At 70.4% G+C, this 14,677-nt stretch carries 14 protein-coding genes; all 14 read right to left on the bottom strand.

Translation table 11 applies throughout. The features are described 5' to 3' along the window. Positions 1–37 precede the first annotated feature (37 nt). The 14 genes from ABZT49_RS20225 to ABZT49_RS20160 all read right to left on the bottom strand — a co-directional run bounded on the left by ABZT49_RS20225 (position 38) and on the right by ABZT49_RS20160 (position 14,412). Complete coding sequence (locus ABZT49_RS20225) at positions 38–448, bottom strand: DUF1236 domain-containing protein (protein ID WP_093568537.1); 411 nt, start codon at positions 446–448, stop codon at positions 38–40. A gap of 140 nt (positions 449–588) precedes the next feature. Continuing rightward, entirely contained in the window at positions 589–1,341 is a 753-nt protein-coding gene (locus ABZT49_RS20220) for a sigma-70 family RNA polymerase sigma factor (RefSeq protein WP_093568536.1), read from the bottom strand. Between the two features lie 111 nt (positions 1,342–1,452). After that, positions 1,453–2,244 carry a class II glutamine amidotransferase gene (locus ABZT49_RS20215; protein ID WP_355288403.1) on the bottom strand — a complete coding sequence of 264 codons (792 nt, stop codon included), beginning with the start codon at positions 2,242–2,244 and terminating at the stop codon, positions 1,453–1,455. 93 nt (positions 2,245–2,337) lie between these two features. Further along, positions 2,338–2,700, bottom strand: a complete 363-nt coding sequence (locus tag ABZT49_RS20210) for a hypothetical protein (RefSeq protein ID WP_355288401.1) — start codon at positions 2,698–2,700, stop codon at positions 2,338–2,340. A 330-nt stretch (positions 2,701–3,030) separates the two neighbouring features. Beyond that, positions 3,031–3,330 (bottom strand): oxidase, encoded by a 300-nt coding sequence (locus ABZT49_RS20205; protein WP_355288399.1) that lies wholly within the window; start codon positions 3,328–3,330, stop codon positions 3,031–3,033. Between the two features lie 11 nt (positions 3,331–3,341). Next, positions 3,342–4,004, bottom strand: a complete 663-nt coding sequence (locus ABZT49_RS20200) for a cytochrome c oxidase subunit 3 (RefSeq protein WP_355288398.1) — start codon at positions 4,002–4,004, stop codon at positions 3,342–3,344. Then, complete coding sequence (locus ABZT49_RS20195) at positions 4,001–5,677, bottom strand: cbb3-type cytochrome c oxidase subunit I (protein WP_355288396.1); 1,677 nt, start codon at positions 5,675–5,677, stop codon at positions 4,001–4,003. Before ABZT49_RS20195 ends, ABZT49_RS20200 begins: the two co-directional genes overlap by 4 nt. Continuing rightward, positions 5,674–6,657 (bottom strand): cytochrome c oxidase subunit II, encoded by a 984-nt coding sequence (coxB, locus tag ABZT49_RS20190; RefSeq protein WP_355288395.1) that lies wholly within the window; start codon positions 6,655–6,657, stop codon positions 5,674–5,676. Before coxB ends, ABZT49_RS20195 begins: the two co-directional genes overlap by 4 nt. Next, entirely contained in the window at positions 6,654–7,175 is a 522-nt protein-coding gene (locus tag ABZT49_RS20185) for a hypothetical protein (RefSeq protein WP_355288394.1), read from the bottom strand. Before ABZT49_RS20185 ends, coxB begins: the two co-directional genes overlap by 4 nt. Further along, positions 7,172–8,230 carry a hypothetical protein gene (locus ABZT49_RS20180; protein ID WP_355288392.1) on the bottom strand — a complete coding sequence of 353 codons (1,059 nt, stop codon included), beginning with the start codon at positions 8,228–8,230 and terminating at the stop codon, positions 7,172–7,174. The genes ABZT49_RS20185 and ABZT49_RS20180 overlap by 4 nt, the downstream gene beginning before the upstream one ends. Then, positions 8,227–8,787, bottom strand: a complete 561-nt coding sequence (locus ABZT49_RS20175) for a cytochrome c (RefSeq protein ID WP_355288390.1) — start codon at positions 8,785–8,787, stop codon at positions 8,227–8,229. The genes ABZT49_RS20180 and ABZT49_RS20175 overlap by 4 nt, the downstream gene beginning before the upstream one ends. Next, complete coding sequence (locus ABZT49_RS20170) at positions 8,787–10,769, bottom strand: quinol:electron acceptor oxidoreductase subunit ActD (RefSeq protein WP_355288388.1); 1,983 nt, start codon at positions 10,767–10,769, stop codon at positions 8,787–8,789. Before ABZT49_RS20170 ends, ABZT49_RS20175 begins: the two co-directional genes overlap by 1 nt. Then, complete coding sequence (locus ABZT49_RS20165) at positions 10,766–13,756, bottom strand: TAT-variant-translocated molybdopterin oxidoreductase (RefSeq protein WP_355288386.1); 2,991 nt, start codon at positions 13,754–13,756, stop codon at positions 10,766–10,768. The genes ABZT49_RS20170 and ABZT49_RS20165 overlap by 4 nt, the downstream gene beginning before the upstream one ends. Continuing rightward, entirely contained in the window at positions 13,753–14,412 is a 660-nt protein-coding gene (locus ABZT49_RS20160) for a cytochrome c3 family protein (RefSeq protein WP_355288384.1), read from the bottom strand. Before ABZT49_RS20160 ends, ABZT49_RS20165 begins: the two co-directional genes overlap by 4 nt. Positions 14,413–14,677: the final 265 nt, after the last annotated feature.

The raw sequence follows: 14,677 nt of genomic DNA, 5'->3' as shown, positions 1-14,677 counted from the left end.
AGGGCGGCGCGCTCGCAAACCTTGGTCGGTGAAAGTGTTAGTCGATGACCTGCACGATACGGCGGGTGCCCGGATCGACCAGCACGACGCGATCGTTGACCACTGTGTAGCGGCGGCCGCGGATGCCGTAATCGGACGGGACCTCGTAGTAGCTCACGCCCGAGGAGGGCAGCACGGTGCCGACGCGGACGTCGCCGTCCCAATCGTAGGAACGGTGCTGGCGCACGGCGTAGGAGCGGAAGCGCGGACGGTCGTCGACGCCGAGCAGGCCGCCGACGGCACCCGTCGCAGCACCCACGGCACCGCCGACGATCGCGCCGACCGGACCGGCCGCATCCGCGCCGTCCTCGGCGCCGCGCTGGGCGCCACCGATCAGGCCCTGCGCATGAGCAGCCATCGGCAGGGAGAGGGCGAGAGCAGCAGCGGCCAGGAAGGTCTTGGTCTTCATCGGGTCGATCTCCGTTTCGTCCAGTCCACCCCGTCGAGCGGGGCAGCTCTTCGGGGGTGGTAACGTCGTCATGGGCGAAACGGTTCAATCGATCCGGCCGAAAAATTTGCCTTGAACCCCGCAGGAGTACCGGGCGCGACTCACGCGTCCTTCGGCATCGCCGACTGGATCAGCCGGTCGGTGCCGAGATCTTCCTCGTCGTAGCCCAGAAGCTCCGCCAGGCGGCCGCGGGCGCGGCTGACGCGGCTCTTCACCGTGCCGACCTTGCAGCCCATGATCGCCGCCGCCTCCTCGTAGGAGACGCCCTCGGCGCCGACGAGCACCAGGGCCTCGCGCTGGTCCGGCGGCAGCTTGGCGAGGGCGCTCTGCAAATCCTCGACGTCGAGCCGGTCGCCCTGGTGCGGCGCAGTGGCGAGCCGCGCGGCGTAGGAGCCGTCCTGGTCCTCGACCTCGCGCACCCGCTTGCGGTGATCCGAGTAGAAGATGTTGCGCAGGATGGTGAACAGCCAGGCGTTCAGGTTGGTGCCGGCCTGGAACCGGGCCCTGTGCTGCCAGCCCTTGAGCAACGTGTCCTGCACCAGGTCGTCGGCCCGGGCCGGGTTGCTGGTGAGCGACAGCGCGAAGGCGCGCAAGGAGGGCACCGCCTGCAGCAGCCCGTCGCGGAATTCCGGCAGGACGACCTCGCCCTGGGCCTTCAGCGCCGCCTCCAGGCGGGCGACCAGCTCGGCGAACCGGTTGTCCGGGTCCTCGTCGCCCAGGGCCTCGTAGGTCGCCCGGAGCTGGGTGCCGAGATGAGACCGGATGCTGGCCGACAGGCCGGGCCGGTCTTCCGCAGAGGGGTTCTGCGCCGACGAGGTCTGGGCCGACGGATTCGGAACGATGTCTCGCGTCATGGCTCTCGCGTCTGCCTGCCTACAGGAAGATGGGCCCGGGGGCCGCGACCGGAAAGGGCGAGCTTAGCGAAACGGACCGGAACCGATAGGGCCGCGGCGTCACGGGCTGCGTCAACCGCCCGCGCCGGCCCCGGTCTCGTCCCCGTCCGGCACGCCGAGGCGGAAGGCCAGCACCTCGCCCGGCGCGAGGTCGGTCCAGCGCTCGTCGCGGGTGAGCGGGCGGGTCGCCACCACGGTCACGATGTCGTCGGGCGTGGTCTCTTGCGCGAAATCCACCCGCCAATCCTCGTCGATCAGCGTCGCGGTGCCGAAGGGCGCCCGGCGGGTCAGGGTGCAGAGCCGCTTGCCGCAATGGGCGTAGAGGGTGCGGCTGTCGGAGAGCAGCATGTTGAACACCCCGAGCCCGTGCAACTCGGCGCAGAGCTCCCGCACCGCCCCGTCGAGGCGGGTGGGTTTGGGCAGCGTACTCCAGCGCTCTTCGAGCGCCCCCAGCATCCAGCAGAAGGCGTGCTCGCTGTCGGTGGTGCCGACGGGCTTGAAGCGGCCGAGCTTCAGCCGCTTCACCCCCTTGAGCTGGCCGTTATGCGCGAAGGTGAAGGTGCGGCCCCACAACTCGCGGCTGAACGGATGGGTGTTCTCCAGGGTCACCCGGCCGCGATTGGCCCGGCGGACATGGGCGATCACGATCCGGCTCTTGATCGGGTATTGGCGCAACAGCCGGGCGATCTCGGAGCGCGCGCTCGGCTCCGGATCGTGGAAGCTGCGGCAGCCGCGGCCTTCGTAGAACGAGATGCCCCAGCCGTCCTGATGCGGCCCGGTCTCGCCTCCCCGGCGCGCGAGGCCGGCGAAGCTGAAGCGGATGTCGGTCGGGACGTTGGCGCTCATGCCGAGCAATTCGCACATGGCGACCGTTATAGGGCGGCGGCGGTGAGCGGGGAGTGAACGGCGACGCTCAGCCTGTACCGGCAAGCGGTGCCGCAGCACCGTGGGACGGGCTCAGGCAGCATTCAGGTCGAGATGGGCCGAGACCGTCGAGACGGCCAGCGAAACGGTTCTGCCCGTCCGCTCCATCAGACCGGCGGCATGCAGCGCGGTCACGTCATCGTGGACGCGGCGGTAGGAGCGACCAAGCGCCAAGGCCAAGGCGTTGATGGAGGGGGTCGGTCCGTCCGCGGCGAGCCGCCTAAGGAGCGCGATCCGGGCGGGTGAGAGCGTCGCCACGAAGGCGTCCCAGTTCTCGAAGGTGAGACCGTGGGTCGCCGGGGCGACCTCGCCTCGCTCGGCCCTGTGCCAGGCGTCGATGAAGCGACGTCCCATGTCCTCGGCCGAACCGCCGATCTCTATCTTCAGATCGTCCATCATATCGTTCCCCCGCGGAGGGCGCGGACTTCCGCAAGAAAGTCCTTCATCAGCTGCTTTGCATGTGCAGTCAGGACGCTGCCCGGCTTGCTCCGGCGGACCTGGTCCCCTCCGAGTCATTCCGGGGCCGCGCAGCGGAGCCCGGAATCCAGAACCGCGGAGGTTTGCAGAACAAGACGGCTACCGTGCCGTTTCAATCAACTCCCACCTGAGTTTCTGGATTCCGGGCTCCGCTGCGCGGCCCCGGAATGACTCGGAGGGGGTCAAGACTGTTGAGAAAGTCAGACGGACTCACAGTGCGCTATCCCGGATCACGACCACGGCAGAATGCTACGCCCGCGACAGGTAATCCACCAGCGTCATCGTGAACAGGATCCCGACCCAGAAGAAGCCGATCCCGGCGAACAGCTTCACCAGCGGCGGCTCGTGCCGGACCTCCATCGAGACCAGCAGGATCGTCGCCACCATCACGGCGGCGACGAGCAGTTCGACGATCCAGACATGCGGGAAGGGGAGGGTGGCGCCTAAGCCTACGTTGATCCCGAGCATCGCCAGCAGCGCGCATGCCGTCAGGACCGGCTCGCGCATGTGCTGCCAGAGGATGCGGCGCTCGTCGCTGGTGCCGAACAAGGGGGGCGCTCCTACCGGTTGAGCACGTAGAGGGTCGGGAAGGCGAGGATCCAGATCAGGTCGATGAAGTGCCAGTAGAGCCCGAAGATCTCGATCCGGTTCTGGTGCACGCTCAAAAATCCCGGCCGGCTCGCCTGCCAGGTCATCACCAGGAGGATGGTGATGCCGGTCATCAGGTGCAGGCCGTGAAGGCTGGTCGCGACGTAGTAGAGGTTCACGAACAGCCGCGAGGGCGGCGAATCCTTCAGCTCGTAGGGCCGGTCGGACAGGAACGGCATCATGTGTTCGTGGTAGTCGGCGTAGTACTCGTAGCCCTTGAGCACGAGAAAGAGCGTGCCGAGCGCGGCGGTGGCGAGCATGAACCGCACCATGCCGCGCTGCCAGCCGAGGCGCGAGAGCTGGATCGCCCCCGACATGGTCAGGCTGGAGCCGATCAGCACCACGGTGTTGACCGCGCCGATCCAGAATTTGAGGTGGCGCGCCGCCGCCTGGATCGCCTCCGGGTGGAGCAGGCGCAGGACCAGGGCCGTGAGGAACAGGCCGGCGAAGAGCAGGAGCTCGGTCAGCAGCCAGGCCCACATCCCGAGCACGGCGGCGCGCTTCTGCTGCTCGACCGTGGCGAAGTGCGAGACGAGCTTGACGCCGACGGAAGCCTCGGTGGCGCCCGCGCTCACGAGTGCTGCCTCCCGGTTTCGCGGGCCTGGATCGGGTAGTCGTAGGGAATTTTCGGGGCTTGCGGCTCGGTGAGGAAGTTGTGCGCCGGCGGCGGCGAGGGCACGGTCCATTCGAGGCCGCGGGCGTCCCAGGGGTTGGCCGAGGCCCGCTTCCCGAACCAGATCGAGTAGACGAGGTAGACCATCGGGAAGATGTAGCCGACCGCCAGGATGGTCGAGCCCGCCGAGGACAGGATGTTGAGGAACTGGAATTCCGGCGGATAGACGTGGTAGCGCCGCGGCATCCCGAGGTAGCCGAGGATGAATTGCGGGAAGAAGGTGACGTTGAAGCCGATGAAGATCAGGAAGGCGGAAATCCGGCCCCAGGCTTCGATATACATCCGCCCGGTGATCTTCGGCCACCAGAAATGCAGGCCGCCGAGGAAGGCCAGCACCGTGCCGCCGACCATGATGTAGTGGAAATGCGCCACGACGAAGTAGGTGGCGTGGACGTGCTGATTGATGGCGAGCGTCGCGAGATAGAGCCCGGTGAGGCCGCCGAGCACGAACAGCCCGATATAGCCCATGGCGTAGAGCATCGGCGTGTCGAGCTTGAGCGAGCCCTTATGGATCGTCGCGGTCCAGTTGTAGACCTTGACCGCCGAGGGCACGGCGACGGCGAAGCTGAGCACCGAGAACGCCACGCTGGCGAAGTCGCTCTGCCCGTTGACGAACATGTGGTGGCCCCAGACGAAGAAGGTCACCGAGGCGAGCCCAATCGCCGCGTAGGCGACGAACTTGTAGCCGAAGAGCTTCTTCTGCGCGAAGGCCGGGACGATCTCGGAGATCACCCCCATGCCCGGCAGCACCATGATGTAGACCGCCGGGTGCGAGTAGAACCAGAACAGGTGCTGGAACAGCACCGGATCGCCGCCATAGGCCGGATCGAACACCCCGATATGGAAGGCGCGCTCGGCGATGAGCAGGATCAGCGCCACGGTGATGACCGGGGTGGCCAGCAGGAAGATCAGGCTGGTGGCGTAGTGGGTCCAGACGAAGATCGGCAGGCGGAACCAGGTCATGCCCGGCGCCCGCATGGTGTGGATCGTCACCACGAAGTTGAGGCCGGTCAGGATGGACGAGAAGCCCACGATGGTGACGCCGATCAGCGCCGGCACCACCCAGGTGTTCGAGAAGGCGGTGGAGAGCGGTGTGTAGAAGGTCCAGCCGGTATCGACGCCGCCCAGCACCACGCTCGCCAGCGTGAACAGCGCGCCGGTCATGAACACGTACCATGAGGCGAGGTTCAGCTTCGGGAAGGCGAGGTCCCGCGCGCCGATCATCAGCGGGATCAGGAAGTTGCCGAAGGTGGCGGGAATCGAGGGGATCAGGAAGAACCACACCATCACGACCCCGTGGATCGTGAACAGCTTGTTGTAGGTGTCGTTGGTGAAGACCTGCCCGTCCGGCACGACGAGCGCCAGGCGCACCAGCCCGGCCGTCACCGCGCCGATGACGAAGAAGGCGGTGATGCTGGCGAGATAGAGCAGCGCGATGCGCTTGTGGTCGGTGGTGAAGAACCACGAGCGTAAGGTATGCTCGGCATGCAGGTAGTCGGCCCCGTGGCCGAGGCGGGAATCCGGGGTGTGGGGGTCGCGCAGGGCCGGCCCGTCGGTGATGGTGCCGCTCGTCATTGAACCGGACCTCCTGGGGTCGCTTCCTGCTGCGCTGTCGCCCCCGAACTCTTCAGGTAGGCGAGGAGACGGTCGAGGTCGTCGTTCGGGATCACGTTGCGGAAGGCCGGCATCACCTGCTTGTAGTCCGCCGCCAGCTTCTGCCGGTTCGGGTTCAGGATCTTGTCGCGGAGATAGGTCTCGTCGGCCGTCACGGTGCGACCGTCGGCGAGCTTGACCGTGCGGCCGTAGAGGCCGGCCAGCGAGGGCGCCCGCACCTTGGCCCCGGGATCGTGACAGTTGCCGCAACCGTAGGATTCGTAGACGACACGGCCCGCCCCGGCCTGGCCGCCCTGGTTGGCGCCGGCATTCTGGAGCCAGGCGGCGTAGTCGGCCTGGGTCATCAGGGTCAGGTTGCCGTCCATCTTCGAATGGTCGGTGCCGCAATATTCCGAGCAGTACAGCCGGTAGCTGCCGGTGCGGTCGGCCTTGAACCACATCTCGGTGTAGCGGTCCGGCAGGGTCGCCATCTGCATCCGCAGAGCCGGAAGGTAGAGGTTGTGGATCACGTCCTGGCTGATCATCCGGATCTTGATCGGCTGGCCGATCGGCAGGTGCAGGTCGTTGATCTCGGACTGACCGGTCGGATGCTGGAACTTCCACATCCATTGCCGGCCGATCGCCTCGACCACCATGGCGTCGCCCGGCACCTGCTTCGAGATGAAGAACAGGCGGGCGCCCCAGACGAAGAAGATCAGGGTGAGCAGGAACGGGATCAGCATCCAGCTGATCTCGATGAGCACGCTGCGGGTGTTGCCGTGGCTGCGGTCGGCCTCCTCGCCCTGGCGATAGCGGATCGCGAACCACGTGATGGCGACGAAGACCGGCACCGTGAGCAGCAGCGTCAGGACCGTGAAGGCGAGGATCAGCCAGTCGGTCTCGACCGCGGTCGAGGAGGCGGCCGGCGGCCAGAGCTGGAGCGCGAGGTCGGTCGGGTTCATCGAACGGGGGCTCCACCCTCGGGCGGGAGGGGCGCCAAGGAATTGAGGGCAGAGGGATCGAGGGATTGGCCGGCGATCAGCTGCATCGCGCGCGCGACCGGAATGCGGGCGCGTCCATCGGGGAGCGGGGCATAGGTGGTCGTCTGCATCGTGTCCCGCGTCTCCTGGCGGGCGAGGTCCTCATAGGGAGCCCCTTGGAGGTTGGGCGGCGGCGGCTGCACCTTCGCGGTCTGCTGCGGGGTGAGGCGCGGCGTGCCGGCGACGTGCCAGGCGCCGAACAGGTGCATCATCAGCCCCACCGCCGCGATCGCGGTGGCGACGGAGGCCGCCAGGCCCGCCACGACGAAGGCGGTGCGGCGGACGTCGACGTCCTCCTCCTCGAACCCTTCCGGGTTGTGCGGGCCGTGATCGGGCTCGGGCGGCGCGGCCGGCTTGAGGCCGGAGAGCCGCAGGAGCCCCGCCGCCGCCACGGCCGAGAGGAGGGCGAAGGGGCCGGGCCGGGTGATCGGATCGCTCACGACGCGTGTCCCCGCAGGCGGCGGTCAACCGGGCCGTAGAGGCCGCCGGCGACGCCCACCACCCCGATCAGCGCGAGCGCGTCGGCCAAGGTGAAGCGGAAGGCGCCGCGGAAGCCCGGCGTGACGAGCCAGAAGATCTCGGCCCCGTGCAGCAGCAGGATCAGGAGGGCGATGCCGGCGAGGAGCGCCGGCCGGCCGGCGGTGCGGCGCGGCACGAGCACCAGGACCGCCAGCACCATCACGCCGATCGCCGCCCAGAGCCCAAGGCGGCCGAGCGCCCCGTCCCGGGCGAGATACCAGCGCGCCTCCTCGGGGAGGTTGGCCGACCACACCGTGAGGTACTGCGCGGCGTGGACGAAGCCCCAGATCGCGAGCAGCACCAGGATCGGGTCGGCGAAGGCGGCGGCGGTGCGCTGGTCGCGCCCCGGCCGGCCGGAGGAGTCGCGCGCCGCGATGAGAGCCGCCGCCGAGAGGGCCAGGCCCGCCTGGATCGTCATCACCAGGAGCCCGAAGGCCGTCGAGGCGAGGCCGGGATCGGCCGATTGCACCCAGTCCTCCGCCGCCAGCGTCGCCGTGACGGTGGTGAGGACCAGCCCGAGGACGGCGCGGCCGCGCCGCCGCGCCGCCGCCGGGCTGCCGGGCTCGGCCGCCGGGCGCCGGAAGACGTCGGCGAGCCAGAGCCAGAGGGCGAGGTAGGCGAGGCTGCGCAGGATGAAGAAGACGGGGGTGAACCACACCGCCGCGAAGGCCGTGCGCGGCGGCGCGCCGCGGTCCCAGGGGTAGAGGCCGCCGAGGCTGAGCAGCACCGGCAGCAGCAGCAGGCCGGCGATCGGCAGGAGGCCGAGCAGGCGGCGCAGGGACGCCGCCATCGGGCCGGCGGCGAAGCCCGCGAGTTCGAGCCCCATCAGCAGCGGCAGGGCGCCGACCGGCAACGCCACCAGCACCAGCCAAGCGGCGAGGTAGGACGGCATCACCGGGGTCCCGGACGCGCCGGCGAGCGCGCAGGCCGCGAGCGCCGTCACCCCGAGGGCGAGGGAGATCGGACGGCGGCTCATCGGGTGTCTCCCGCCTTCGCGCGGCGCGCGGCGGCCGCGACCGCATCCTGATCCTCCGCCGGCAGGCTCGCCAGCGTCGCGCCCTGGCTCAGCTGGAGCGCGCGGATATAGGCGACGATGGCCCAGCGGTCGGCTGGCGGCACCTGCGCGGCGTAGGGGAGCATGTTGCCTTTGCCGTTGCTGATCACGTCGTAGAAGGCTTGCGCGGGTGCGGCGCGCAGGCGGGCATCATCGAAGGCGGGCGGGCGCGGGTAGCCGCGTTGCACGATCAAGCCGTCGCCGTGGCCGGCGCCGCCGTGGCAGGGGGTGCAGAACACGTCGTAGCGCTCCTGGCCCCGCGCCAGCAGCTCCGGGCTCGCGGAGGCCGGTTGCGGCACCGGCCGGTCGGGGCTCTTGCGCGCCACGGTGCCGGGGGGCGGCAGCCGCATCGTCTGCTTCTCGGGAAAGAACGGGTTGCTGTCCCAGGTCTTGGCCTTGGGCTGGCTCACCATGTTGGCCTGGTCGCAGGCGGCGAGGGCAAGGGGGAGCACCAGGGGCAGGAGGAGGGTGAGGCGCATCACAGCGGCACCCTCCGGACCATCAGGGGCCGTCCGTCCGGCAGCCGCGCCAGAGCCTGCTCGATCCGGGCCGGGTCGAACCGGGGGCCCGCCGCCTCGAGCGCGAGGAAGAAGCGGTCCTCGCTGGCGCGGGAAAAACCCGGAATCGCGAAGGCCGGGTGGTTGAGCCGCGGCAGGCGGTTCTGGAACAGCAGCGCCAGCAGCGCCGTCAGCCCGCCGCACAGGATGCCGAAGGACACGCTCGGCACCATGAAGGCCTGCCAGGAGAAGCGCGGCCGCCCGCCGACGTCGAACACGTAGTCGAACCCGGTGGCGTAGAGGCACATCGCCATGAACGCGATGCCGCCCAGGAGCGCCGCCCCGAGGGCGAGGGGCGGCAGGATCCCGGCCGGGCGGCCGAGCGCGTCGGCGGCCCGAGGCATCGGCACCGGGCCGTAGGTCTCGATCCGGGCGCCGAAGTCGCGCGCCCTCATGGCCTTCACGGCGGCCGCCAGCGTCCCGGCATTGTCGAATTCGGCGCTGACGCCCCAGAGCGGCGCCTCCGCGGTCTCGGCCAGCGTCGGCGCCCGCTCGCCGCTCGGCTGCCCGTCGGGGTGGCTCTCGGCGAAGCGCCGCGTCTCGGTGATCGAGACCATCGGCAGGGTGCGCAAGCCGAGGAGCAGCAGGGCGAGGAAGAGCCCGATCGAGCCGGCCAGCGTCGCGAGCCCCCAGGCGCCCATGCGGTAGGGATGGGCCGAGGAGGGCAGGAAATCGTGGCTCAGGGTCACGATCAGCAGCATGAAATGGTCGCCGAAGCTGCCGATCGCCGCCGCCACGCCGACGAGCGCCACGACGAGGCCGGAGCGGCGGAACGCCCGGAACCAGAACAGCTGCACCGGCAAAAGGGCGAAGACCACGATGATCCAGAACGCCCAGGCATGCGAGCCGGAGAGGCGGCGCACCAGGACGCCCCTGTCGTAGGCGTCGCCGTGCAGGAGGCTGGAAAAAATCTCGGTGGCGTAGCAATAGGCCGAGGCGAGCCCGAGGCCCAGCATCAGGCGGGCCATCAGGGCGAGGTGGCGCTCGGTGATCAGCGCCTCGAGGTGGAGCGCCCGGCGCACCAGCACGCAGAGCGCCGCGGTGACGCCGACGCCCGAGAGCAGCGAGGCGGTAAGGAAGGTCACCGGCAGGAGCGTGTCGTGCCAGCCCGGCAGGACCGTGCCGGCGAGCATCACCGAGGCCCCGGTCTGGAGCGAGACCACGAGGACGAGGGCGAGGCCCGAGAGCGTGCGGGTGGCCATGAGCCAGCGCTCCCAGTGGGTCGAGGCCCCGCGCCAGCCGAGCGCCAGGATGCCGTAGACCTGCGCCTTGAGGAGCGTCAGGCGCCGGCTGCGGCCGCGCGCGTCGATCTCCGCCAGGACCGCCCCGAAGGCGCGGTCGCGCAGGATCGCGAGGTCGGGCAGCAGCCCGACATACCACAGGCTCAGGCACACCCCGAGGAAGCTGATGATGTCGATGGCGTCCCAGACCAGCGGCGAGCGGAATTGCGGCCAGAGCGCCAGGGTGTTGGGGTAGGGCAGGGTCCAGTAGAATACCCAGGGGCGCCCGAGATGGATGATCGGGTAGAGGGCGGCGGCGGCGGCGGCCAGGATCGCGGTGGTCTCGGCGATGCGGTCGACCCCTGAGCGCCAGGCGGCGCCGGTGAGGCGCAAGGTGGCGGAGGTGAGCAGCGCCCCGCAGGCGATGCCAATCCACCAATCGTAGGCGACGATGTCGAGCGCCCAGACGACCGGGTTGTTGTTGTGCCAGATGCCGACGCCGTTCAGCAGCAGCCAGAAGAGCGCCGCCGCGAAGACCCCGAGGAGCCCGCAGGCCCCGGCAAAAGCGATCCACCACGCCCGCGAGCGGGTGCGGGCCGAGGCCTCGGTCACCGCGCGGCCGATCGAGGCGAAGTCTTCGTCCCGGCCGAGCAGGCCGGCGCGGGGGATCGTCGTGCCGCTCATAGGGCACTCCCGGGTTTCACGGCGGAGTCCTTGACGGCGGCCTGCTCGACCAGGCGGGCGAGGTAGGTGGTGCGCGGCCGGGTGTTGAGCTCGGAAAGCAGCCCGTAATTGCGCGGATCGGCCGCCGCCGCCGCGACCCGGCTGCCGGAATCGCGCAAGTCGCCGAAGGTGATGGCCCGTGTCGGGCAGGCGCCCTGGCAGGCGGTCTCGACCGCCCCGTCGGGGATCGGCGCGTGGTCGCCCTTGGTCGAATCGATCCGCGCTGCGGCGATGCGCTGGACGCAGTAGGTGCACTTCTCCATCACGCCGCGGGCCCGGACCGTGACCTCCGGGTTGCGCTGCTGCTGCTGCACCGGCGCCATGTCGCCGGAATAGTCGAGGTAGTTGAAGCGCCGGACCTTGTAGGGGCAGTAGCTCGAACAGGCCCGCGTGCCGACGCAGCGGTTGTAGACCATGAGGTTCAGGCCCTCGCGGTCGTGCACGGTCGCCTCCACCGGGCAGCCGACCTCGCAGGGCGCCTGCTCGCAATGCATGCAGGGCACCGGCATGAAGTGGGTCTTCGGGTCGTCGAGCCCGCCCTCGTAGTAGCGGTCGATCCGGAGCCAGTGCAGCCAGCGCCCGAGCGCCACCTCCTCCTTGCCGACGACCGGGATGTTGTTCTCGGACTGGCAGGCGGTGACGCAGGCGTTGCAGCCGATGCAGGCATCGAGGTCGATCACCATGCCCCAGGCGCGCTCTGTGCCGTAGCGCCCGCCGGGCGAGGTCGGGGCCGGCGGGTAGAGCGAGGGCGGCGTCTCGCGGGAGGCGACCGGCGCGGCGCTGCCGACCGCCTGCACGCGCACGAAGTCGTGCCCCTCCATCGTGCCGTGATCTTGCGTCGTCACCGGCGGCGCCTTGCGGCCGGTGGCGGCGAGCGTCGCCTCCGCGACGCGCCAGGGCGTGGCGCTGCAGCGCAAGGGGTAGGCGTCGTAGCCGAGCCCGTCGGCGAGCTGCTCCGGGATCCTCCGGCCGTAGCCGAGGAAGACCGTGACGGCCTCGTCGGCCTGGCCCGGCTGGATCCAGACCGGCCCCTCGATCCGCCGCCCTTCGGCCTCCAGGGTGACGACGTCGCCCTGTTTCAGCTCCTCGCGCTCGGCGAGGACCGGGCTCACCGCGATCACGTTGCCCCACACCACCTTGGTCAGGGGCTTGGGGAGTTCCTGGAGCCAGGCGAGGTTGGCGAGGCTCCCGTCCCACACGGTCGCGTCGGGCCGGAACAGGACCTCGACCCGCCGGGCCGGGCCGGCCGGCGACGGGGCGGGGCGGGCGGGAGCGATCGCGGCCGGGAGCGGCGCAGCGACGGTCTCGGGCGGGAACGCGGTGTCGGCGAGGAAGCCCGCCTGCAGGAAGGCCTCGCGCCGGGTCGTCCAGGCGGCATCAGACTCGTCCGGCCGGCGCCAATGGGCGTCGAGGAGGGCGGCGCCGTCCTTGGCCTCGGCGTCGGTCAGGATCGACAGCACCTCCGGCACGGAGCGGCCGTCGTAGAGCGGGCGCACCGTCGGCTGGATCAGCGTCACCGTGCCGTCGAGGGAGCGCGCATCGCCCCAGGCTTCGAGCGGGTGGGCGAGCGGCAGGTTCCAGTCGCAGTGGAAGGCGGTCTCGTCCTGATAGAGCCCGGCATGGATCTTGAGCGGCACACGGTCCATGGCCTCAAGGAAGCCGAGGTCGCCCGGTGCCTCGTAGACCGGGTTGACGTCGAGCATCACCAGCACCTGCACCTCGCCCCGGCGCATCGCCTCGGTGAGCGCGCCCAAGGGCTCGGGATCGAGGACCGGGACCGGGGCGGTGTGGAACAGTGTGCGGCCGGTATTGCCGAGCGCCGCGTTGAGCCGGTGGACCTGCGCCAGCAGCTCCGGCCCTCCTTGCGCCCCGGCCACCACGAGGCCGCTGCCGCGGGCCGCGTTCAAAGCTGCGAAAGCTTGTTTGCGCCACGCGGCGGCCGGGCCGCTGCTCTCCTCCGCCGTGCCGCCGCCGGCCTCGGCGAGGAGGTCGCGCACCAGCCGGGCGAGGTCGTCCGAACCGACGGCGAGGGGGGCATCGGCCTTGGCCGAGGTCAGGTTCGGGCTCGGGCCGGCATGGTGGAGGGCGAGCAGGCGCCCCTCGGCCGCCGCCTTGCGGCGGGCCTCGATCCAGTCCCGCGCCAGACCGACCTGGCCCGGCCCGGGATCGAGCAGGTCGCCGTCGAGGGAGACGACGACCCGCGCTTGGTCGAAGCGCCAGCGGGTCTCGAGCGGGCGGCCATGGGCGAGCTGGGCGCCCTCGTAGAGCGCGTCGCGCCCGGTCGGGGCCGAGATATGCCAGCGCATCCCAGGGAAATCCCGGCGCATCGCGGCGATCTGCGCAGCGAGAGACGGCGAGGTCACCGGGCCGGTGACGAGGTGGAGGCCGCGCCCGCCGTCCGCCGCCTTCAAGGCCGCGAAGCGCCCGGTCATCGCGGCGCGAAACGCCTGCCAGGAACTCGGCCGGGCGAGATGTTGTGGGGTCTGGAGCCGGAACGGATCGTAGAGCCCGAGGACCGAGGCCTGGCCGAACACGTCGGTGCCGCCGCGGCTCCAGGGATGCTCGGCATTGCCCTCGATCTTGAGCGGGCGGCCGTTGCGGGTGGTGACCGTGATGCCGTTGGCGAACCCGTCGGTCAGCGCCGCCGAGGCGTAGGCCAGCGGCGCCCCCGGCACGATCCGCTCGGGCTGGCGGACGTAGGGGATCTCCTGCGTGCGCCCGTCCGGCTGGCCGCAGGCGGCGAGCCCGCTCATCGCGAAGGAGGCGGCCATCAGCTTGAGGAAGCCGCGCCGGTCGGGCGCGGCAGCGAGCCGCGCGGCGGCCGGGTACTCGGTGTCGAGGAAGGCCCGGAACTCGGGCGAATCCGCCACCGCGTCGAGGCTGCGCCAGAAGGCCGGGCCGTCGCCGGCGGCGAGGCGGGCGCGGAGCGCGCCGATATCATCGCTCATCGGTGGCAGATCCCGCATTCGGTCAGCCGCTCGCCGCCGCGGATATGGTACTGGCGCACCAGCTCCGGCCCGAGCGTCGCCTGGTTCGCCGGCGGGCTCCAGGTCATGTTCAGGATCTGGTCCTTCGGCCGCACGTATTTCTCGGGGTTGCGGTGGCAATCGAGGCAGAAGCTCATCTCGAAGGCGTTGGCCCGGTAGGTGAGCTGCATGTCGGTGACGCTGCCGTGGCAGGTCGAGCAGCCGATGCCGTTGGTTACGTGGACCGAGTGGTTGTAGTAGACGTAGCCCGGCAGCTTGTTCAGGCGGGTCCAGACCAGGGGCTGGTCCTTGGCGTAGCTCGCCCGCACCGGCTCCAGCATCTCCGAGCCGGACCAGATCTGCCCGTGGCAGGTCATGCAGGTCTGGGTCGGCGGGATGCCGGCGGTGGCCTGGGTCTCGACCGTGGTGTGGCAGTAGCGGCAGTCGATCTTCAGCTCGCCCGCATGGTGCTTGTGGCTGAACGGCACCGGCTGGGCCGGCGCCACCCCGACGCCGGTGACGTAGGAGGAGCGCACCAGCCCTGCCCCCACCACCGGCAGGGCCGCGAGGCAGGCCGCCCCGGTGAGGAGCGCGAGGCGCAGGAGGGCGTCGGCGCCCGGCGCGAAGAGCTGGCGCACGGCGTCAGGCCCCGGCCACGAGACGGGCCGGATCGCCGTGTTTCAAGGCGGGGATCACGCTCTGCACGCCGTCCTCGTCATACCGCAGCTCAGTTCGGAACGATGCCAGGCTAGGTGGCGCAGCGCCCGGCCCCGGCCAGGGGCCGCGGTTGCGAGAACGGCCGAATGTCACAGCGGGCCTGAGCCGCGTCCGACGATGGGGAGACCGGTTGTCGGGGAAAGTGCGGAAAACTCAACAACCTGGAGCAAAGACCGGAGGCGGCGC

Origin of the sequence: Methylobacterium sp. EM32 (genome assembly GCF_040593685.1) — a bacterium.
Classification (GTDB): Bacteria; Pseudomonadota; Alphaproteobacteria; order Rhizobiales; family Beijerinckiaceae; genus Methylobacterium.
Note: the sequence above shows the minus strand (reverse complement) of the source record. Positions and strands in the feature narration are given on the sequence as shown.